At 71.3% G+C, this 21,252-nt stretch carries 16 protein-coding genes and 4 tRNA genes; 7 read left to right on the top strand and 13 right to left on the bottom strand.

Annotated features, from left to right (window positions below; translation table 11 throughout):
• Positions 1–25 precede the first annotated feature (25 nt).
• The 10 genes from ACVCAG_RS00445 to ACVCAG_RS00400 form a co-directional block, all read right to left on the bottom strand.
• Positions 26–943 carry an NAD(P)H-binding protein gene (locus ACVCAG_RS00445; RefSeq protein ID WP_440086385.1) on the bottom strand — a complete coding sequence of 306 codons (918 nt, stop codon included), beginning with the start codon at positions 941–943 and terminating at the stop codon, positions 26–28.
• A 351-nt stretch (positions 944–1,294) separates the two neighbouring features.
• A complete protein-coding gene (locus ACVCAG_RS00440; protein WP_440086386.1) occupies positions 1,295–1,843 on the bottom strand; it encodes a hypothetical protein in 549 nt (182 codons plus the stop codon).
• Positions 1,840–2,298, bottom strand: a complete 459-nt coding sequence (locus ACVCAG_RS00435; RefSeq protein ID WP_440086387.1) for a hypothetical protein — start codon at positions 2,296–2,298, stop codon at positions 1,840–1,842. Before ACVCAG_RS00435 ends, ACVCAG_RS00440 begins: the two co-directional genes overlap by 4 nt.
• A gap of 34 nt (positions 2,299–2,332) precedes the next feature.
• Positions 2,333–3,115 (bottom strand): hypothetical protein, encoded by a 783-nt coding sequence (locus ACVCAG_RS00430; protein WP_440086388.1) that lies wholly within the window; start codon positions 3,113–3,115, stop codon positions 2,333–2,335.
• 25 nt (positions 3,116–3,140) lie between these two features.
• A complete protein-coding gene (locus ACVCAG_RS00425; RefSeq protein WP_440086389.1) occupies positions 3,141–3,641 on the bottom strand; it encodes a hypothetical protein in 501 nt (166 codons plus the stop codon).
• A 48-nt stretch (positions 3,642–3,689) separates the two neighbouring features.
• On the bottom strand, positions 3,690–5,231 hold the full coding sequence (locus tag ACVCAG_RS00420) for a hypothetical protein (RefSeq protein WP_440086390.1): 1,542 nt from the start codon (positions 5,229–5,231) through the stop codon (positions 3,690–3,692).
• Entirely contained in the window at positions 5,228–6,679 is a 1,452-nt protein-coding gene (locus ACVCAG_RS00415; RefSeq protein ID WP_440086391.1) for a pyridoxal-dependent decarboxylase, read from the bottom strand. The genes ACVCAG_RS00420 and ACVCAG_RS00415 overlap by 4 nt, the downstream gene beginning before the upstream one ends.
• A gap of 1,011 nt (positions 6,680–7,690) precedes the next feature.
• Positions 7,691–7,762: transfer RNA gene (locus tag ACVCAG_RS00410), tRNA-Val, on the bottom strand.
• 14 nt (positions 7,763–7,776) lie between these two features.
• A tRNA-Cys gene (locus ACVCAG_RS00405) sits at positions 7,777–7,847 on the bottom strand.
• Positions 7,848–7,874: 27 nt separating this feature from the next.
• Positions 7,875–7,946, bottom strand: a tRNA-Gly gene (locus ACVCAG_RS00400).
• 153 nt (positions 7,947–8,099) lie between these two features.
• Between ACVCAG_RS00400 and hutH the strand changes: the two genes are divergently transcribed.
• A complete protein-coding gene (hutH, locus tag ACVCAG_RS00395; protein WP_447189275.1) occupies positions 8,100–9,647 on the top strand; it encodes a histidine ammonia-lyase in 1,548 nt (515 codons plus the stop codon).
• A 96-nt stretch (positions 9,648–9,743) separates the two neighbouring features.
• Here the strand turns inward: hutH and ACVCAG_RS00390 are convergent, their stop codons facing one another.
• Positions 9,744–11,078, bottom strand: coding sequence for an NAD(P)-binding domain-containing protein (locus tag ACVCAG_RS00390; RefSeq protein ID WP_447189274.1), 1,335 nt, complete (start codon positions 11,076–11,078; stop codon positions 9,744–9,746).
• A 73-nt stretch (positions 11,079–11,151) separates the two neighbouring features.
• Between ACVCAG_RS00390 and ACVCAG_RS00385 the strand changes: the two genes are divergently transcribed.
• From ACVCAG_RS00385 to ACVCAG_RS00375, 3 genes are read left to right on the top strand one after another with little or no spacing between them, the layout of a single operon-like run.
• A complete protein-coding gene (locus tag ACVCAG_RS00385) occupies positions 11,152–12,039 on the top strand; it encodes a LysR substrate-binding domain-containing protein (RefSeq protein ID WP_440086394.1) in 888 nt (295 codons plus the stop codon).
• A 4-nt stretch (positions 12,040–12,043) separates the two neighbouring features.
• Positions 12,044–13,063 carry a chorismate-binding protein gene (locus ACVCAG_RS00380; RefSeq protein WP_447189273.1) on the top strand — a complete coding sequence of 340 codons (1,020 nt, stop codon included), beginning with the start codon at positions 12,044–12,046 and terminating at the stop codon, positions 13,061–13,063.
• Positions 13,060–13,890 carry an aminotransferase class IV gene (locus ACVCAG_RS00375; protein ID WP_440086396.1) on the top strand — a complete coding sequence of 277 codons (831 nt, stop codon included), beginning with the start codon at positions 13,060–13,062 and terminating at the stop codon, positions 13,888–13,890. The genes ACVCAG_RS00380 and ACVCAG_RS00375 overlap by 4 nt, the downstream gene beginning before the upstream one ends.
• A 119-nt stretch (positions 13,891–14,009) precedes the next feature.
• Here ACVCAG_RS00375 and ACVCAG_RS00370 read toward each other — a convergent pair whose 3' ends face one another.
• Complete coding sequence (locus tag ACVCAG_RS00370) at positions 14,010–15,407, bottom strand: LVIVD repeat-containing protein (protein WP_440086397.1); 1,398 nt, start codon at positions 15,405–15,407, stop codon at positions 14,010–14,012.
• Between the two features lie 100 nt (positions 15,408–15,507).
• On the opposite strand from ACVCAG_RS00370, the gene ACVCAG_RS00365 reads away from it, so the two are divergent.
• Complete coding sequence (locus ACVCAG_RS00365; protein ID WP_440086398.1) at positions 15,508–16,110, top strand: DUF305 domain-containing protein; 603 nt, start codon at positions 15,508–15,510, stop codon at positions 16,108–16,110.
• Between the two features lie 99 nt (positions 16,111–16,209).
• On the opposite strand, the gene ACVCAG_RS00360 is transcribed toward ACVCAG_RS00365, so the two are convergent.
• Positions 16,210–16,626, bottom strand: coding sequence for an SsgA family sporulation/cell division regulator (locus tag ACVCAG_RS00360; RefSeq protein ID WP_184547867.1), 417 nt, complete (start codon positions 16,624–16,626; stop codon positions 16,210–16,212).
• Positions 16,627–17,098: 472 nt separating this feature from the next.
• On the opposite strand from ACVCAG_RS00360, the gene ACVCAG_RS00355 reads away from it, so the two are divergent.
• Together ACVCAG_RS00355 and ACVCAG_RS00350 are read left to right on the top strand one after the other, a co-directional pair.
• A tRNA-Val gene (locus ACVCAG_RS00355) sits at positions 17,099–17,170 on the top strand.
• Positions 17,171–17,705: 535 nt separating this feature from the next.
• Positions 17,706–20,609, top strand: a complete 2,904-nt coding sequence (locus tag ACVCAG_RS00350) for an AAA family ATPase (RefSeq protein WP_440086399.1) — start codon at positions 17,706–17,708, stop codon at positions 20,607–20,609.
• The last annotated feature ends 643 nt before the right edge of the window (positions 20,610–21,252 follow it).

Genomic DNA, 21,252 nt, shown 5'->3' with positions numbered 1-21,252 from the left:
CGGCCGGACCGGGCGGCACGGGCGTTCACCGGGTGAAGTCGGCGGCCCGTTCCGCGACGAACTCCTCCACCGTCGTCGCGGGCCTTCCCGTGACCGCCTCGACGTCCCTGGTCGCCCGGTCGTAACGGTTCAGGCGGTGCAGGCGCGCCATGGTGATGACGTGCTCCTCGGTGTGCGCGGGGAGCCCGGCGGGGGAGAGGACCTCCTCGACCCAGGTGTCGAGCGGGACGTCCACGTAGGTGATCTTCCTCCCCAGCGCCCGGGAGTACTCCTCGGCGACACCGGTCATCTCCTGGGACCGGGGTCCGGTCAGCTCGTAGACGTTCCCGATGTGCGGTCGCGGGTCCTCCAGGATCGTGGCGACGACGGCCGCGACGTCGCCGGCCGCGACCGGTGACGTGCGGCCGGTGCCGAAGGGAAGCCGGATGGTCCCGCTGACGGCGATGGAGCGCGCGGCCAGCGTCGTGAACATCGGGTTCTCCAGGAAGGAGGTGGGCCGGACGTGCACGACCGGAAGCCCGGACCAGTCGAGCACCTGCTCCGACAGCCAGTGCAGCCGCTGCTGGTGGGACTCCTCGGTGCTCAGCGCGTTCATCTGGGACACGGTCATCTGCGAGATGCCGACCAGGGCCTCCAGGGCGCCCACCGCGCGGGCGACCGTCGCGACGGTGGCGGTGGCCTCCAGGTACGACGGTGACACGCTCATGCCGAAGAACATCCGGGAACAACCGTCGAGGGCGTCGGCCACGTCGCCGGGCCGGGTGAGGTCGCCGATCACCACCTGGGCCCCGAGGGCGCGCAGCGCGTCCGCGCGCTCGTCGTCGCGGTGCGCCATCGCCCGAACGGGCAGGCCGTGTCCGCGCAGCAGCCCGACCACGGTGCGGCCGACGCCCCCGATGGCCCCGCCGGCGCCGGTGACGAGGACGGGATCGTCGTCGGCCATCGCCGTGCCTCCTCACTGCCTCGCTCCAAAGCCCCGGCCGATCGCCGATCACGGCTCACCCGGCGCTCCGACGTACCGTATTCGAGACGTTACTCCAGGCCACGGCGCCACCTGGCCGCGGGGTCATCGGCCCGGTGAGGGGTTCGGGTACGGAAGCCCCGGCGGGGCGCGGTCGATGGGGACGGACCGTTCCGGGGCCTGTCCGGCGTTGATCTCGGCTCGGCCCGTACCGATGACGGTCGTCCCGCTCCCCTGGGCGCGGGACGAACGTCATCGGCCGGTCACGGCCGCCGCCCGGCGGCCACCATGACCTCCACCTTCACCACACCGCGCCGGCGGCCCCGGATGCCGTCAGACGGGCAGTACCCGCAGGGAGGGGTAGCGGACCGAGTTCAGGTACAGCTTGTCGGTGCCGTGTTCCTTCTCCAGCTCCAGGACGAACCGGTAGCGGTAGAGCCCCGGCCGGGCCTCGCTCATCACCGCCCCGGCCCAGTAGTAGTAGACGGCGGTGTACTGGTCGCGCATCCGGTCGGGGGCGCCGTAGACCTTGAGCTCGGTCATGATCCGGCGTTCGGCGACGTCGTCCTCGTCGCCCTTCTCGATGTCGAGGAAGACGATGTTGTTGATCTTCGGCATCGGGGGCCAGGTGCCGTCCGCGCCGCGGTGCATGTCGATCGGGCGGATGATCCAGTTGATCACCTGGCCCTGCTTGCAGATGGTCTCCAGATGGTCGCTGCCCTGCCCGATCCCGCCGACGCTGTTGTCCATCATGTAGAGGCAGCCTTCGAGGGACTTCGTCGCGGCGGCCCGCTCCATGTCGACGAGGGTCACCACGTTCAGCTGGACGGAGTTGAGCTGGCCGCGATCGGCGAAGTCCGTGGCCGCGTACGCCTGGGTCATCGGCCTTCCTTTCCCTCGTTGACGGGACCGGCCAGGGCCGGCCGGGCGGTGGGGGTGAACGGCGTGCTGACGGTGCCGAGCAGGAACGAGAGCCGGTACGGGACCGGTTCGGTGAGGTCCTGCTTGACCTCGGCGGTCCAGAACACGATGTCGGTGCCGGGATACACCTTCTGCGTGGGCTCGGCGATCCGCGGGTCGATCTCGATGTCGCTGAGGGACACGTAGGTCTCGCACTCCAGCGGGATCACGTTCCACAGCAGGGTGTCGCCCTTGCGTACCCGGCTGTGCAGCGCGGGGGTGCCGAAACCGGTGGACCCCGCGGCCTTGTTGGTGTCGTAGAAATAGAGGTTGTCGTCCAGGCTCTCCGACGCCAGCGCGGCCACGGGGTCGACCACCGCGGTGATCGTCACGGGCCGGGCGGGCCGGCGTTCTGGCTGCTTGTTCCTCGGGGGCATGTGGCTCCTCCGCTCGAAAACGCTCCGGATCGGGTCAACGGACGGCCGGGACGGCCGGGAGGGGGAGCACGCCCACTCCGGCACCGGTGAACCCGTTTCGCTTCGGGTCGTTGATGATCTTGAGGCTGGACGTGCAGGTCATGTCCACGGACTGCCAGACCATCTCGTCGTTCTGCTCGACCAGCTCGTGCAGCTGGACGTGCACCGTGTACGGGTAGACCCCGGGCCGGCTCGTGTCCACGGTCGCGGCCCAGTACCAGCCGTCGTAGATCATGTCGGGCGACCCGTACTGGGCCGGATACATGATCTTCTCCGTGACGGCCTCGCCGGTGATGTCGGTGATCACCGGAGCCGGGTAGTTGTACGCGGCGGAGCTGCTCGTGGTCTTGCCGGTGACGTCCAGCAGCTTGGCCGCGGTGAGGCCGCGCCCGCCGCCCTGCTTGCCGGCGCGCTTGCCGACCCGCCGCTGCAGCCGCTTGAGATCGGTGTCGCTCACGCCGTCCTCGGTGTTGAGCGAGGCCAGCTCGTTCAGCGTGCGCCGGTCGTCGGCGCGTTCCTGCTCGGCCAGGTAGTTGCGCGGCACCGTCGGGGGGATCGACCCCAGCGCCGCGGGCAGCCAGTTCAGCACCTGCTCGGTCGCCTGCGATCCGTCGAGGAAGTGGGTGCCGGGCACGATCGTCACCAGCTGCTCGGTGCCCACCCCGGCCGAGCCGAACAACTTCATGTTGTCGAACCAGTACGTGTTGCCGTCGAGCGACCGCGTCCGGAGCGCGTTCTCGACGTCGAAGAGCACGATGATCCCGTGTTGCTGGGCCATGAAACCGCCTTTCGCAGAACGTGGCTCACACGCGCAGCAGCGCGGGCGAGTCGATGTGCAGCACGCTGTTGGGGCCTTCGTGGAGCCTGAGGGAGAGCCGGTACCGGTACGGGACGCCGGGCGTCATGTCATAGGGCACGACGCCCTCCCACACCAGCAGGTCGTGGTTCTCGTATCCGTTGGAACCCGTGGCGTCGACCCTCGCCCCGGGCACGGCACCGGGTGCCGCGACGCCGGAGGGCGCCGCCGGGTGCGGCGACGCGGCCTGGCCGGCCGGGGACGGGACGGCCGTGCCGGACAGGAACTCGATGGCCTGGATCTCGACCGGGGTCTGCACGTCCACGTGGATGGGTGTCCACTGGACGACCTGTCCCGGGGCCACCGCCGTGATGAGCTCGGGGGTCCCCTGGTGTTTGCTCCCCGCCGAGCTGTCGTCGACCAGCGAGAGATTGCCGTTGTGCAGCGTCCGGTCGGACAACGCCCCGACGGCGTCGACCATCACGACGATGCTGATTCTCTGTTTCATCGATCCTCCCTTGTCGGATGTCATGTGGACGTACGGGCCGCCACGTGCTCAGCCCCGGTCCCTGACCAGCGGCGTCTTGCCGACGGTGGTCCGTTCGATCTGCGGTGAGGAGGGGGGCACGAACACCAGCCGGAACCCGTATCCGGTCTGCTCGATGGCCGCCGCGTTGGCCTCCCGGTCGTTGAAGAGCGACAGGGAGCTCGGCAGCGCCTGGGTGAACAGCTGCCGCGTCCCGCTCGGGCCGAGCGCGTGCTCGACGGCCGCGGTCATGCCCTCGGCGTCGTCCACCGCCGCCAGCAGGGTGAGGGTCCGGTCCTCACGGTGGTTGTGGAACTGGACCTCGTGCGCGACCAGGTCCAGGTCGACGCCGGTCGTCGAGCGCAGCCGCCCGCGCAGGGCCGCGTAGGCCAGCGTCGCCGAGTACTGGCTGTCGTTGAGGTGCAGCACGTCGGCGGTGCGCCCGGCGAACTCGAATCGCTCGGTGCGCAGCCCCGGCCCGTTCAGGGCGGGGCGGCGGATCATCCGGTCGCCGAGCTTGAGCCGGAGCAGCGGCGTCTCGTCGGCGTGCAGCCGGGTGACGACCAGCTCGCCCTCCTCGCCCTCGGCGACGGCTCGGCCGTGCTCGTCCACGATCTCCACCAGGTGCAGCCCCGGCACGGCCGAGAGCGCCGGCGAGGCATGGTCGAGCTGGAGCCCGACGCACTCGGCCTGGGTGGCGGCGAAGTAGCTGAGGATCGACACGTTGGGGAAGAACGCATGCAGCTCGTCGCGCTTGCGCTGCGGCAGGGAGCCGCTGCCGTACATGGCGACCCGGAAGCTCGCCCTGGCGTGCGGGGGCAGGCCCGCGCCCAGCTCGGGCAGGAGCGCGATGCCGGCGGTGATGCCCATCAGCGCCTTGTGGCCCGGGTAGGAGAACATGTGCTCCAGCACCGGCGCGCTCACCGGCCCCGCGCCGATGTAGTTGACCTCCGGGACGTGGGACAGGACGCCGCCGACCATGGTCCCGCTGCTCCACATCTGGTAGTCGGCCAGGGTGGTGAACAGCCAGCGCGGCGCGGGACCGCGCAGGTAGCGGCCGAGCTGGTAGGCGCCCATGAACGCCCCGGCGATGCGGTAGGTGTCGCGCAACTCCCGCAGGGAGTACACGATCTCCAGGGGCATGCCGTCACCGGTGCCGCCGCTGGCCACCACCTCGAACCCGCCGTGGTCGAGCGGCACGACCATCCCGGCCCGCGCGCCCATGAACATGTCCCGCTGCACGGTCTTGTCCGAGAGGGGGATCCGCTCCCACTCGGACATGTCGGCGGGCGCGTCGCGGACCCCGAAGTAGTGCAGCCGCTCGCGCCACAGCGGGTTGAGCAGCGCGATGCCGACGAGCTGCTGGAGCCGGCGGAACACCAGCGCGTTCTGGAGGTCGAGCGGGGACTCGCAGTACGGGACTCCGGCGAGCCGCCCGCACTCCTCCAGCTTCCCCGCGAACGACGGCAGCCGGGTGACGTCGTCCACCGAGCGGGGCCGCAGCTCCTCCTCGGGGATCAGCCGTGCCGCCAGCTCCGCCGAGGTGGCGATGTCCAGATCCGTCATGGTCATGAGTGACTCCCGTTTCGCTGGTCGTGCCGGGTCGTGGCGCTCGCGCGCAGCACCCGTTGCCCGATGTCCCTGATCTCGGCGATGAGCATCGCCAGGTGGTCGGCGTCGATCAGGTGGTTCATCACCACCACGCGCAGCGCCGCCACCCCGTCGATGTCGACCTTGGAGATGAAGAAGCGCCCGCCGTCCCGGATCCGGTTGCGGATCTCCAGCTGCAGCCGGTGCACGGTCGCCGGTTCCAGGCCGTCCGGCCGGTACCGGAAGCACAGGATGTTGGACTCCGGCTCGTGCGCCACGGCGAAGTCCGGCTCGGCGGCGAGCATCCGGTACGCCTGCCGGGTCATCGCGCACAGCCGGTCGATCCGCTGCGCGAACAGCGCCGGGCCGTAGACCGACCAGACCGTCCAGAGCGGCATGATCATCGGGCGTTTCGTGCACTCGAAGTTCTTGTCCGCGCTGTCGTAGGCGCTGTAGACGTCCGGTTCCTCGTCGAAGACGTAGCTGGCGCGCTGCCGGAACGCGCCGCGCGCCGACGTGCCGTCGCGGTAGAAGAGCAGCGTGCACGGCGCCGGCATGAACAGCATCTTGTGGGCGTCCCAGGTCAGCGAGTCGGCCTGCTCGATGCCGCGCAGCCTGTCCCGGTGCCGGTCCGACAGCAGCAGGCTGGCCCCGTGCGCCCCGTCCACGTGGAGCCAGAGCCCATGCCGGCGTGCCACGGCCGCGAGCTCCTCCAGCGGGTCGAAGGCGCCCATCGACGTGGTCCCGGCCGAGGCCACCAGGCAGAACGGCCGCAGGCCGCGCCGGTATGCCTCGGTCAGTGCCGGGCCGGCCAGATCGGGGCGGATCCGCCCGGCCCGGTCGACCGGGAGCCGGACGATCTGCCGCTCGCCGATGCCGAGCACCCCGGCCGCCCGGGTCACGCTGTAGTGGGCCTCCTCGCTGACCGCGATGGCCGGGGGCCCCTGCATGTCGCCGGCGCCGCGCGTCCAGATCTGCGGGAAGGCGCGGTTGCGGGCGGCCAGCAGCGCGGTCAGGTTGGCCAGGGAGCCCCCCGAGGTCGTCACCATGGCGAACCGGTCGCGGCTCCAGCCGATGAACCGGTTGAGCTCCTCGGCCATGAGCCGCTCGGCGACGCTGGGGAGCTGCCCGGCCTCGTAGAAGGAGGAGGGCTGGTTGACCACCGAGCCGACCAGGTCCATGAGGCTGGCCAGCGGCACCACGCCGGAGAACTGCCGTCCCATGTAACCGGGCGAGTAGACCGGGATGCCGGTCCCGGTGTACAGGTCGACGATCTGGTTGACCCGGTCGGCGTCGAAGTCGGCGACGCGCTGCCGTTCCGGGGTCATCAGCCCCCGCGCGGCCTTCAGCAGCACCGCGGGGTCGAGGAGGTCGAGCCCCCGGACCGACCGGTCGCCCAGATACGTCGTCAGGCGGCTGACGATGTCCACGGCGCCGTCGTGGAAACGTCCGGGGTCGAAGGCCGCGGTGAGGGCCGGCGTGGGAGACCGGGAGCCTTCGCCGGTCGCTGGCTCTGGAGTCGTCGGCTCTGGAAAGGAACTCTGGACATCGGAAAGCGAACTCGTCACGGAGGAGGCTCCAAACGATCCGGCGTCGAGAACGCCATATGGTCGCGCCTGGACGGGAGTTCGGAGATGGTGAATTGAACTCCCGGGCGATCACATGGAGGTTCTCGTGAATAAATACGTGATCTGTGGTGGTGCGTCGATCGAGAAAGAGATCTCCGGTATCCGGGGCGCGAGGCGGAATTCGCGCCGCCGGGCCGTTTCGACGCCTTGGAACGGTCCAACTTTGGGAGGGAATGTTGATCGGTGATGGTGGGGGATGGCGCGAAGGGCGTCGCCGCCCCTGCTCACGTCCTGTTCGATCGGCCCGGATCGGTCCGGCGGCGATGCCGCCCGACGATCAGGATCTGGAGGAGATCCGTCGTCGACGAACAGCGATTAATTCGAGGTGAATTTCACTCGCCGAATACGTTGGCACGCCCGTCATGTAAGCGACCTAACCATTGATGACGGGAGGGGCGCAAGACCTCGGACGCAGGTGGAGTGGCAGATTCCGGCCACAGTTACTCACGCGCGGCGATTGGGATGGGGAGATGCGCGGTGACTCTTAGTTGTTTTGGGGCTTATGGGTTTTTCCTGCGAACGTGGATTAAGCCCGGCATTCGAGGTCGCCGCCCCCGCGCCTGCGGAGCCCTCGATGGAAGACCGTGTGAGGGCGCCGAGCCTCCCAGGGCGAGAAGACTCCAGGCCGATCCCTTGATCCCGGGGACTCCTGATGCACCCGAACCGGGCATGTCATCCCGAGAGGTCGAGGTGCCAGGGAAACCCGTTCGGACGCGGCGCGACGGGTTCCTGCGAGATCCGGGGGCGACGGCCGAACGCGAGAGGCCAGATCCGAAGATCTTCGGATCTGGCCTCTGAGCTGGTGAAACCGGGTGGACGATACAGGGATTGAACCTGTGACCTCTTCCGTGTCAGGGAAGCGCTCTCCCGCTGAGCTAATCGTCCTCGCTGAAAACCAGAGGTGGAGACGGGATTTGAACCCGTGTAGACGGCTTTGCAGGCCGTTGCCTCGCCTCTCGGCCACTCCACCGAGTGGGGGGCACATGCCCCTTTTCCGAGCGGAAGACGGGATTCGAACCCGCGACCCTCACCTTGGCAAGGTGATGCTCTACCACTGAGCCACTTCCGCGTGTCTCCGGGACCGGCCCGGACTCACGGTGAGAACTCTAGCGAATACCCGGCGACTCCCCAAACCGAATACGACCGGTATCTTGAGATGTAAGGAGCCAGCAAGGGTTTCACCGGTTACTAGTGCTCCCCCCTACGCGAGAGAGTTGACAGCATGCGCGACAACGAGGTCGTGAACATCGGGCCGGAGCCGCTGAGCTTCGAGGAGGTCGTCAGGGTCGCCAGGCACGGTGCCCCCGTACGTCTGGGCGACGACGCCGTGGCCGCCATGGCGGCGGCCCGCACCCGCGTGGACGAGCTGGCCGAGAGCCCCACCCCCGCCTACGGCGTCTCCACCGGGTTCGGCGCCCTGGCCACCCGGCACATCGACCCCTCGCTCCGCGCCCAGCTGCAGCGATCCCTCGTACGCTCGCACGCCGCCGGGTCGGGACCCGAGGTCGAGATCGAGGTCACCCGGGCGATGATGTTGCTGCGCCTGCACACCCTGGCCACCGGCCACACCGGCGTGCGCCCGAAGACGGCCAAGGTGCTGGAGAGCCTGCTCAACGCGCGGATCACCCCCGTCGTGCACGAGTACGGAAGCCTCGGCTGCTCCGGCGACCTCGCGCCGCTCTCCCACGTGGCCCTCACGATCATGGGCGAGGGCGTCGTCCGCGACGCCGCAGGGGAGCGGGCCGACGCCGCGGAGGCCCTCAAGCGGGCGGGCATCGAGCCCGTGGAACTGGTGGCCAAGGAGGGGCTCGCGCTCATCAACGGCACCGACGGCATGCTCGGCATGCTCATCCTGGCCATGGACGACCTCACCCGCCTGTTCAGAACCGCCGACGTGAGCGCGGCCATGAGCGTGGAGGCGCTCCTGGGCACCGACCGTGTCTTCGCCGCCGACCTGCAGGCCCTGCGCCCGCACCCCGGGCAGGCGGCCAGCGCCGCCAATCTCAGGGCCCTGCTCGGCGGCTCGCAGATCATGGAGTCCCACCGGGACGGCACCTGCACCCGCGTTCAGGACGCGTACTCCCTCAGGTGCGCCCCGCAGGTCGCCGGGGCCGCCCGCGACACCCTGGCGCACGCCGCCCTGGTCGCCGGGCGGGAGCTGGCCTCCGCGATCGACAACCCGGTGGTCCTGGCCGACGGCCGGGTGGAGTCCAACGGCAACTTCCACGGAGCCCCCGTCGGCTACGTGCTCGACTTCCTGGCCATCGCGGTCGCCGACATGGCGAGCATCTCCGAGCGCCGCACCGACCGCATGCTGGACGTGGCCCGCAGCCACGGCCTGCCCGCCTTCCTCGCGGACGACCCCGGCGTCGACTCCGGCCACATGATCGCCCAGTACACCCAGGCGGCGGTGGTCTCCGAGCTCAAGCGCCTGGCCGCGCCCGCGAGCGTCGACTCCATCCCGAGCTCCGCCATGCAGGAGGACCACGTCTCCATGGGCTGGTCGGCCGCGCGCAAGCTGCGCCGCTCGGTGGACGGTCTCACCCGGGTGCTCGCGGTGGAGGTCCTCACCGCCGCGCGGGCCCTGGACCTGCGCGCCCCGCTGCGGCCCGCCCCGGCGACCGGGGCCGTGGTGGACGTGCTGCGCCAGTCCGTCCCCGGTCCCGGCCCCGACCGCTTCCTCGCGCCGGAGATCGAGACGGTGGTCCAGCTCGTCGCGGCCGGCGCGGTCGTCGCCGCCGCCGAGACGGTCACCGGTCCCCTGTCGTAGGGCGGTCACGGCGCCGTCACGGGCCGCCGGCGCGGTGATCCCGCCGTCACGGCCCGCAGGCGAGCCCGGTGGACGCCGCCGCCGTCATCGCCGCCGTCACCGGCCCGCGGGGAGGGCGGCGATCACCTCCACCTCGATGAGCAGCCCCGGCCGGAACAGCCGCGAGACCTCCACGGTCGTGCTGGCCGGGGGTGCGCCGGTGATGAAACGCTCGCGCACGGCCCCGTACTCCCGCAGCAGCGACATGTCGGTGAGGTGGCTCCGGATGTGGGTCACGTCGTCGAACGTGCAGCCCTGGTCGGCGAGGACGCGTGACAGCAGGTCCATCACATGTTCGGACTGGCGCGTCATGTCCCCCTCGCCGACCACCTTCCCCTCCCCGTCCAGTGCCACCTGCCCCGAGACGAACAGCAGGCCCGCGGCCCTGGTGGCGTGGGAGTAGAGCCCGTTGGTGGCGGGAACCGTGGCCGGGTTCAGTCTCGTCACGCCGGTACGGCCCGGTCCTCCCTTTCCGGTGCCTCCGATGTCCTCTGTGTCATCTGTGCCCCTGATATCCCCGGCTTCCCTCGTTTCCGCCTGACCCGTCTGGCGAGGCTCGCCCGTCCGGTCCGCCCCGGTGGGACCGGTCGCGGCGACGTGCGTGAAGATCGCGGTCAGGTCCGCCCCGCCGAGCCCGGCCGCCACCGCGCCCGCCAGCCTGGCCCCGGCCGCGGCGGCGAGCGTCTGGGTCCCGTGCGCGGCCAGCTCCATGTCCTTGGCCGCCAGGCCGAGGGCGTAGCGCGTCCCGTACGGACCGCTCTCGACGGCCGGGCGGACCCGTTCGACGAGCGGTCCCAGCGGCGTGCCGCCGAGCACGTCCAGCAGGGCCGCGGTGTCCACTCCGGTCGCCTCCGCGTACGCGACGGTCTCGGCGAGCAACACCTGGGCGGGCACCAGCGCGCTCATCACGGCCAGTTTCATCGCCGCGCCCGCGCCGGGGCCGCCGGCCTCGAGCACCCGGCCGAACACCTCCAGCGCCTTCCGGCAGCGGGCCAGATCCTCGGGCAGGCCCCCGGCCAGCACCACCAAGGTGCCGTCCGCGGCCGGTCCCACGCTGCCCAGGACCGGCGCGTCGACCAGTCCCACCCCCGGGGGAAGCAGGTCGCGCAGCCCGGCCACCGCCTCGGGCCCGATCGTCGACATCTCCGCGACCACCGTCCCGGGCCGCAGACCCGGCGCCGCGTCCGCGAGCACCCGTCTCGCCGCCGCGGGGTCGGCGAGCATCGTGACGACCAGCTCCGCGCCCGCCACGGCCTCGGCGGGCGACGCCGCCGTGGCGGCTCCCTCGACCGCGCGGGGGGTGCGGTTCCACGTCGTCACCGTGTATCCGGCGGCCACGAGCCGCCGGGCCATCGGGGCGCCCATGCGTCCCAGACCGAGAAAGGAAATCATGCGCTCCACGCTACGAACCGGCAAGGCATTCCACCAGCGACTAGATTGCATGCAAGCCATGCGAAGGAGGAATGTGTTCGACGTCGAAGGCCTGCGCCTGCTGGACGCCGTGGCCCGCACCGGGTCGTTCACGGCAGCCGCCGCCAGGCTCAACTACACCCAGTCGGCCGTGTCCCGCCGCATCGCCGCCCTCGAACACCGCGCGGGCGGCCCGCTGTTCGAGCGGCTGCCGCGCGGGGTGCGGCTCACGCCCGCCGGTGAGGCGCTGCACCACCACGCCCAGGTCGTCCTGAACCGGCTGACCAGGGCGGAGGAGGAGCTGGCCGGGATCCTCGGCGGCTACCGGGGGCGGCTGCGGGTGGGGGCGTTCGCCACCGCCAACGTCGCGCTCGTGCCCGGCGCCCTGCGCGCGTTCCGCCAGGACTTCCCCGAGGTCGAGCTCGTCCCGATCGAGGGGCCCAGCGGGAGCCTGCTGCGCCGCATGCGCGAGGGCGGCCTGGACGTCGCGGTGGTCAGCGACTACCCGTCCGAGCTGCCCCGCGAGGAGGAGATCGAGATGATCGAGCTGGCCGACGACGAACTGCTCGTCGCGCTGCCCCGCGATCACCGGCTGGCGGCGGAGGAGATCGTCGACCTGCGCGAGCTGCGGGAGGCGACCTGGATCGAGGCGCCACCGCCCGGCCGGGCCACCGCGCTCGCCGCGGCCTGCGCCCGCGCCGGGTTCGCGCCCCGCGCCACGGTCAGGATCGCCGAGTGGACGGGCAAGTTCGGGTTCGTCGCGGCCGGGCTCGGCGTCACGCTCGTCCCCGCCATCGCCGCGTACGCCGTACCGGCCGATCTGGTGCTCCGCTCCCTCGGCGACCTCGCCCCGCGCCGGACCGTCTACGCGGCGCTGCCGCCCACCCCGCTGCCCGCCGCCCGCACCCTGGTGCGGCTGCTCGCCGAGCGGGCGGGACAATAGGGCAGTGCATGACTCTTTTGCGCATGTCACCGGATATCTGGCCACGGGCCTCCGGGACCTCACCACCGATCTCGCCGCGCTGGACGGCGAGGGATGGTGGGCCGTCGTGATCGACTACGAGGGCAAGGTGACGTGCGCCAGGTTCGGGGACGTCCGCAGGGCCCCGCTGCCCGCGCCGCGCGGCCCCTGGCGCGGGCCGCACCCGTCGTCGTGGCGCACCTCCCTGGACCGGGCCGCGTACGAGGACGGCGTGCGGCGCATCCGCGCCTACATCGAGCGGGGCGAGGTCTACCAGGCCAACCTGTGCCGGGTGCTGAGCGCGCCGCTCCCCGCGGGGCGGGGGCCGGACCCGCTGGCCCTGGCCGTACGGCTGGCGGAGGGCAACCCCGCCCCCTACGCCGCCACGGTGAGCCTGCCGGGGCTGAGCGTCGTGTCGGCCTCCCCGGAGCTCTTCCTGTCCAGGGACGGCGACGTGGTCGAGTCCAGGCCGATCAAGGGGACCGGGGTCACCGCGGCGGACCTGCTGGAGAAGGACTACGCGGAGAACGTGATGATCGTCGATCTCGTCCGCAACGACCTGGGCAGGGTCGCCGCGGTCGGTTCGGTGAGCGTGCCCGCCCTGTGCGATGTGGAGGAGCACCCCGGTCTCGTACACCTGGTCTCCACGGTCCGGGCGCGGCTGGCGCCCGAGTACGGGTGGCCGGAGCTGCTCTCCGCGACCTTCCCGCCGGGATCGGTGACCGGCGCTCCGAAATCCTCGGCCCTGCGAATCATCGATGAGCTCGAACCAGAGCCGCGCGGCCCCTACTGTGGAACCGTGGGCTGGGTCGACGCCGACCGGAGGCGGGCGTCCCTGGCCGTGGGGATCCGCACGTTCTGGCTGTCGTCCGACGAGATCCGCTTCGGTACGGGCGCGGGCATAACCTGGGGTAGCGATCCGCGACGCGAGTGGGACGAGACCGAGCTGAAGGCCTCCCGGCTCATCGCGCTGGCATCAACATCAGGCTCAGAAGGAGTCGCATGAACGTACCCATATGGCTTAACGGGGCGCTGGTCTCCCCGGATCAGGCCGTCGTCTCGGTGTTCGATCACGGCCTGATGGTCGGTGACGGGGTGTTCGAGACGATCAAGTGCATGGACGGCGCCACGTTCGCGCTCACCCGCCACCTCGACCGGCTCACGCTCTCGGCGCGGCGGATGGACCTGCCCGACCCCGACGTGGCCGCGATCGCCGACGGGATCCGGGCCTGCCTGGCAGAGGCCCCGCCGTGGCGGCTCGGCCGCGTCCGGGTCACCTACACCAGCGGCCCGGGACCGCTCGGCTCCGACCGGGGCGACCAGGGCTGCACAACCGTGGTGATCGCCGACGAGCAGAAGGCGTTCCCGGCCACCGCCGACGTCACCGTCGTGCCCTGGCCACGCAACGAGCGCGGCGCGCTCGCCGGGGTGAAGAGCACCTCCTACGGCGACAACGCCAAGGCGCTGTTCTTCGCCAAGGCGAGGGGCGGCGGCGAGGCGATCTTCGAGAACCTCGCGGGGAACCTCTGCGAGGGCACCGGCAGCAACATCTTCGTCGTACGCGACGGGCGGCTGCTCACCCCCACGCTCGCCTCGGGCTGCCTGGCCGGGGTCACCCGCGCGCTCGCCCTGGAGTGGTGCGGGGGCATCGAGGAGGACGTCCCGCTCTCGGCCCTGTACGAGGCCGAGGAGGCGTTCCTGACCTCCACCACCCGTGACATCCAGCCGATCCGCGCGGTCGACCGGACCGTGCTGCCCGCCGCGCCCGGCCCGATCACCGCCAAGGCCATGCAGGTCTTCGCCGAGCGCTCCGCCGCCGACCTCGATCCCTGAGCCCGGTTCCCCGGGATTCGTTCCCGTTCCCGATGCGACGTTCCCGGCTCCGGTGAGGGCGTGCCCACCGGAGCCGGGAACGGGCCGTCCGGCGGTCACGGACCGGCCGGACCGGCGGGCTAGTAGGACACCTGGGTCTGCGCGTTCAGCTCCTTGGTCCTGACCTTGGCGGCCGGGTCGGTCAGCGGGTCGTCGATGCGGAGCACGTCCAGGCCCTTGGTGATGTCACTCGAGTAGATGTGGCCGTTGTAGTAGTACGCCGACCAGGAGCCGCCGACTCCCGGCACCGGGCCCCGCTCGAAGAAGCCGATCTCCCGGGGCTTGGTCGCGTCGGTGAAGTCCCAGACCGACACCCCGCCCTGGTACCACGACTGGACCATGATGTCCTTGCCCGGCACCGGCAGCAGCGATCCGTTGTGCGCGACGCAGTTCTCCTCGGGCGACTGCTCCCTCGGGATCTTGAAGTAGCCGCGGAGCGTGAGCCTGCGGTCCTTGCCGAGGCCGTACACGGCGTTGGCGCCCTTGGTCTTCGGGGTGTTGGCGTCGCAGGTCGCGCTCACGCCGCCGCCCAGCTCGTCCCCGAAGACGACCTTGGTGGCGTCGTTGTTGAACGTCGCCGAGTGCCAGATGGCGAAGTTCTCCTTGTCGCTCACGTGCTGGAGGACCTTGGGGTTGACCCGGTCGGAGATGTCCATCAGGATCCCGTCGCCGAAGCAGGCGGCGGCGGCGAGGTCCTTCTCCGGGTAGACCGTGAGGTCGTGGCAGCCGCCGATGGCCCCCTCGACGGCCTTCTCGGAGAGGGCCGGCTGCGAGACCACCTTCGCGGTCTTCGGGGCCTCGACCGGCACCTCGACCACGGAGATCTTGTTGTGCGGGGGCGGGCAGGTCGCCGTACCGGGCTCGGGGCCGGGGGAGGAGATGTAGAGGTAGACCTTGTCCGGGCTCTTGCCGGGGACGAGCGTGTGGGTGTGCGAGCCGCAGTCGGTCTGGACCGCCGAGACGAACTTGGGGTTGGCCTTGTCCTCGATGTCGAAGATCCGGATGCCCTCCCAGGCGTCCGACTCCGGCTCGCCGCGCTGGGCGTCGCACTCCGGGCCGACCCGGGCGGAGTCGATCGACAGGAACAGCAGGTTCCCGCTCACCGAGATGTCGTTCTGCTCGCCGGGACAGAGGACCTGACTGGCGATCGAGGGCTTCGACGGGTCGGAGATGTCGAAGACGCTGAAGCCGTCGAAGTTGCCGACGAACGCGTAGTCGCCCTGGAAGGCCAGGTCGGTGCCCCACGACTGGGGCCCGTCGAGCGGGGCGCTGGGGGGCACGTTGGCCAGGTGCGTGATGTTGTCGCTGTGCGTGCCGTCCCCCGAGATTCCGGGAGCGGGGGTCTCCGCCGTCTGCTCCGAGGCGCTCGGGCTCCCCTCGGGGGTGGGCGCGGCCGCCGCGGACGGTGGCGAGGCAGTGGGAGTCGGATCCGCCCCACACCCTGCCACGAGAAGTAGCGCGGACAGGACGAATGCCACGATCGGTCGCACGGTGCCCCCATTACGTCGGTCCACTTGCCCCATTATTGAAGCTATGCGGAGGATGCGTGTGCCGAGTCAGGGTATCGCGGTGATCATAATGGCAGCGGTTCTCGGTGGATGCGCGGAGGCCGGATCGGAGCGGTCCATCCCGCTCGTCGCCGAGTCCGGCGCGCCTGTGATCATCCCGGGTGGCCCGGGGGAGGCCGGTCGCACGGCGATGCCCGGCGAGCGCCTCGGGGAGTCCGAGGCGCGCGTCACCGCGGCCGACGTCAGGTTCGCCGAGGGCATGATCCCGCATCACCGGCAGGCGCTGGAGATGGCGGCACTGGTGCCGGCCCGGTCGTCCTCGCCGGTCCTGCGGAAGCTCGCCGAGCGGATCACCGCGGCGCAGCGGCCGGAGATCGCGGCCATGACCTCGTGGTTGAGGTCGGCCGGACGCCCTCCGGGCGAGCACGGCGGCCACGACGACCACACGCTCCCGCTGGAGGAGATGAACCGGCTCAGGGCGGCCAGGGGGGCGGCCTTCGACACCCTCTTCCTGACCCTCATGATCACCCATCACGAGGCGGCGGTGACGATGGCGGGGCTCCAGCTGCGCGAGGGCGCCGACCGGGTCATGCTGGCCACCGCCAAGGACGTCGTCTCCGGGCAGGGCATCGAGATCGCCCGGATGCGGGACCTGCTCAAACCCGGGACGTAGCCCCGAACCCGAGACGTGGTCTCAATGCGGGACGTGGCTTCGAACCCGGGTCGGGGCCTCAAGCCCGGGCTGGGGCCCGGCGGCCCCGCCGGGAGGCCGTCACGAACTCCAGAGCATGTTGCTGAGCTCGGCGTCCAGATCCATGAAGTCGGTCTCGCGACCGGCGGGGACCAGCTCGTACGTCCGGTGCAGGAACTCCGTGAGCGGGGCCAGGGGCACCTCGAACAGGGCCTGCCCGAACGGCGACGTGAGGCTTATGTGCAGCGTGCGCTCGCCGTCGGCGCGCGCCGGCCACACCTGCACGTCCCCGTCGCCGACCCGCCGCACGATGCCGACCGTCAGCAACTCGCGAGCGAAGATCCACTCGACCGGTTCGTCGTTGCCCACGTGGAAGGCCATCCTGATCGCGTACGGATCACCGGCCGTATAGCTGAGCCCGGCGAGCAGGGGGACGGTGGTACGGTCGGGGACCACAAGCCGAAGGCCTAGCTCGGCAGAGACGGTGGCGCTGTTCATCGTCAGCCAAACCTTTTTCGTCGTCGGTCCCCTCTGCGGGGCTTTCACTGCTCTCACTGCTCCGAAACGGCCTCGTTCCTCGCGAGCTATCACGCGGAACAAAGAAACCTGTAGGAAAGATTCCGCCTCGACGCCCTTCTGTAACACACATCACAGCGCGACATTTGGGCATCTACCTGGCTAAACATCACCAACAGGGCCGTATTTGCAAGGGTTTTGCGTCTCGTTTTGGTCACCGTCGACTCCCTGGCGGGGCGTCTCGGGTGATTCGGGTCGAGCGCGGGTCGTTCGGTGCTTCTACGGATCAGGACGATGCTATGACACCGTAGCCCCCCGCCGGATGCATCCTCAGACCTTTGCCTCCCGACCGTGTCGTCTTTCAAGATCATTTCGTTGGCGGATACCGCTTCGCGAGCACTCCCGGATTGCTGTATGGTTTTCCACGTCGGCACCGTGAGGGGCCGCGCAGGGCGGGCGATTAGCTCAGCGGGAGAGCGCTTCGTTCACACCGAAGAGGTCACTGGTTCGATCCCAGTATCGCCCACACTAGCAAGTCGCAGGTCAGAGCCTCCTGGTTGACGTCAACCGGGGGGCTTTTTCCATGATCGGACACCTCGTACGGCGGGAGTCGCCGGGACCGGCTCGGGGCGGGGCACGTCCTGTCCGCGCGGCGGCCCACGAGGGCACGGGGAGGCGCCCTGATGCCCCTAGGACGCCGGAACGGCGCCCCGCCCCCTCCCGCGCTCCGTGAAAGCGCGTTCAGGACGCTGCGGCGCCCTCAGGGTCGAGCCCGGCCGGTGACGCCGCCCTCGGGCGCGGGGCGGCGGGCCCTCCCCGGAAGGCCGCGGAAAGCCCCCCCGCCTCCGGGACTCCGAGGCGGACCGGAGGCGGGGGAGAGTCCTCGGCCTCCGGCTGTGGCCGGGCGCGGCAAGGAGAGTCCCCGGGCTCCCGAACTCCGCGGCGACCGGGGACGGCGGGGAGGGTCCTCGGTCTCCGGGACCCCGGCTGCGACCGGGGACGGCGGGGAGGCGTGCCCAGAGGGACGCCTGACTGTCGGTGGCCGGTGGCATCCTGGGGGCGTGAGAGCCCACACGGTAAGCCCCCTGTTCGTCGGCCGCGCCGACGAGCTCGCCGTCCTGGAAGGCGCGCTCGCCAGGGCTCGTTCCGGATCGGCCTCGACCGTGTTCGTGGGAGGCGAGGCCGGGGTCGGCAAGACCCGCCTCGTCCGCGAGTTCACCGAGCGCTCCGACGGCGCCCTGGCGCTGGTCGGCGGGTGCCTGGAGCTGGGCACCGACGGCCTCCCCTTCGCCCCCTTCACCGCGGTGCTGCGCAAACTCGCCCGCGACCTGGGCCACGACGGCGTCGCCGCGCTGCTGCCCGGCGGGGCGACGCGAGGGCTCGCCCGGCTGCTGCCGGAGTTCGGTGAGCCGGAGAGAGAGGACGCCGAGGCGCGGGCCCGGCTCTTCGAGCAGATCCTGGGCCTGCTGGAGCGGCTCGCCGAGACCCGGCCGACGATCCTGGTCATCGAGGACGCCCACTGGGCCGACCGCTCCACCCGCGACCTGCTGTCGTTCCTCGTCCGCTACCAGCGCCCCGACGTGCCCCTGCTGACCCTGGTCACCTACCGGGCCGACGAGCTGCACCGCACGCACCCCCTGCGCCCGCTGCTGGCCGAGCTGAGCCGGGTCGACTGGGTCACCCGGCTCGACCTGCGCAGGCTGAGCCGCCGGGAGGTGGGCCAGCAGGCCGCGAGCATCCTCCACGGCGAGCCGGTCGCCGACATCGATCTGGTCTACGCGCGCAGCGAGGGAAACCCGCTGTTCGTCGAGGCGCTGCTCAGCGGGGGCGAGGGCGAGACACTGCCCGACTCGCTGCGCGACCTGCTGCTGGCCAGCGTCGAGCGCCTGCCGAAGGAGACCCAGGAGCTGATGCGGCTGGCCGCCGCCGGCGGGGCGAGGATCGAGCACACGATGCTCTCGGCCGTCGCCGGGGCCGACGACGGCGACCTTTCCCGCCTGCTGCGCCCGGCGGTGGCGGGCAACGTGCTCGTGGTCGACGGCGAGACGTACGCCTTCCGGCACGCCCTGATCCGCGAGGCCGTCCACGACGACCTGCTGCCCGGTGAGCGCACCCGCCTGCACACCCGTTTCGCCGAGGCCCTGGAGGCCGACCCCGGCATCCTGCCCGCCCCCCGGTCGGCCATCGAGCTCGCCCACCACTGGCACGCCGCGCACAACCCCCTCTGGGCGCTGATCAGTGCCTGGCACGCGGCCGCGGCCGCCAGGAAGGCGGCGGCCTACGACGAGCAGCTGCGCATGCTGACCCGGGTGCTCGAGCTGTGGGAGACGGTGCCCGACGCCGCGGAGCGGATCGCCGCCGACCACGTCGACGTGCTCCGGCAGGCCGTCACCGTGGCGCACCTGGCGGGGGAGTTCGAGCGGGGCATCTCCCTCGCCAAGGCGGCCCTGCGGGAGATCGACACCGCCACCGACCCGATCCGCGCGGCCCGGCTGCTGCGCCAGCGCGGGCTCGTCAGGTACGACCTCGGCAGGGACGGGTACGTCGAGGACCTCCGCACCGCCGCCAAGCTCGTTCCGGCCGAGCCGCCGACCTCCCTGCGCGCCCGGGTCCTGGAGAACCTGGCACGCGTGCTCAGCGAGCACGGCGACCGGGCGGAGAAGGAGGCGACGGCCGAGGAGGCGATGCGCATCGCCCAGGAGGTGGGCGACACCGACGCCGAGGCTCACGCGCTCATCACCCTCACCTGGGCCGGTTGCCGTTACTCCCGGACGGAGGACGAGATCGCCGCGTTCGCCCGGGCGCGGGAGAACGCGGGCAGGGCCGGCTCCTACCACGCGCTGATGCGGGCCGTCATCTTCGAGTCCGACGCCCTGGAGGGGGCCGGGTGGCATGAGCGGGCCGCGGAGGTCGCCCGCCGCGGCGTCGCCGACGCCGAGGCGTACGGCCTGGCCCGCACGTCCGGCGCCTTCCTGGCGATCAACCTGGTCGAGCCACTGGTCTCGCTGGGCCGCTGGGACGAGGCGTCCGAGGTGGTCGAGCGCGTCCTCGAGGTCGCCCCGCCGGCCCCCTACCGCGCGAGCCTGCAGGGCCTGGCCACCGACATCGCGCTGGCCCGCGGAGACCTCGACCGGGCCGAATCGCTCATCCGGGCCTCGCGGGCCGTGTTCTCCAGGGGCACCTACCGGAACCAGACGACCCTGCCCCACCTGCGCAGGGAGATCGAGCTGCTGGTGGCGCGCGGCAGGCACGACGAGGCGTCCGCGCTCGTCGAGCGGACCTTGGACGAGCAGGACCTGGAGATCACCCCCCGCTACGTCTGGCCGCTCCTCCTCGCCTGCCTGCGAGTGGCCGTGCCCTCGCTGCCCTCGCTGCCCTCGCTGCCCCGGCTGCCCCGGCTGCGCGCCGTGGCCGCGAGGCTCGGCGTGGAAGGGGAGCTCCAGAGGGCGCACAGCCTCACCTTCACGGCCGAGGCCGCCCAGACGGAAGGGGTGCTCGACCGGGGGGCGTGGGACGCGGCGGCCGCCGCCTGGGCCGCGCTCCGCCAGCCCTACGCCGAGGCCTGCGCCCTGCTCGGCGCGGCACGGGCCGCCGTCGCGGCGGGGGAGCGCGACGAGGCCGCGCTGAGCCTGCCCCGGGCGGCGGAGCTCGCGGCGCGCGTCGGGGCCCGGCCGCTCGCCGCCGAGATCGTCTCCCTGGCCAGACGGGCTCGGATCCCGCTCTCCGGAGAGCCCGCCTCCGCCGAGCCGGTCTCCGAAGGGGCCGGGTTCGGGCTCACCGCGCGCGAGCACGAGGTGCTGGGCCTGGTGGCGACCGGCCGCAGCAACCGCGAGATAGCGGGGGAACTGTTCATCTCGGCGAAGACCGTTAGCGTGCACGTCTCCAACATCCTCGCCAAGCTGGGCGCCGCCTCGCGCGGGGAGGCCGCGGCGACGGCACACCGGCTGCGCCTGTTCGAGGGGTGAAGCGTCACCACGTCTCACGTTGCTGTCCGTTAAGCCACATATTTCAGACTAAATAGCCCAAAAAGCTCTTGTTCCGTGTCATCCGGGTTCCGTGCCGAGCCGCGCGTCCCCGGTGCTCCGGCGTGGCGCCTTCCGGTCCGGCCGGCCGTTGTGAGGACGGTGTCGTGCGGGCCGCGCCGTACTGGCCGGGATGTGCGGGCCGTTACGTGCGGACCGGGAGGTGCGGGCCGTTATGTGCGGACCGGGAGGTGCGGGTCCGCGAGTTTCGTCGGCCCGCTTCCCTCACGCAAGCCGTTTCGTGCGGCGGTGTTTCCGGGGCGTGTCCCCGGTCCCCGTCACGTCGCCGGCGCCCCCTCCGTCCCGCCGCGCGGGACCTCCCCGAAGGGTTCGCGCCCCCTCGCCTACCGGCCCCGAACGGGGCCCGAAGGCCCCCGTGGCAGGCAGATCGGCCGGATCGCACGCGGGGTCGCGCGGCGAAGTAAGCCGCCCTTCTCGACCCGTTGACGCGGCCGTAGCACGTATGTAACATTTGGCCAGCGCAATGCAAAAATATTGCAAAGTCCTGTTAAATTCTCTCTGTTCTCCGCAACTTACGGCAGTGATGTGCTGCGCCCGGCACGTCCCTCCCACCCCTCCGGAGAGG

The sequence above is a fragment of the Streptosporangium sp. G12 genome (genome assembly GCF_052983175.1).
This window is presented reverse-complemented; position numbering and strand designations above follow the sequence as displayed.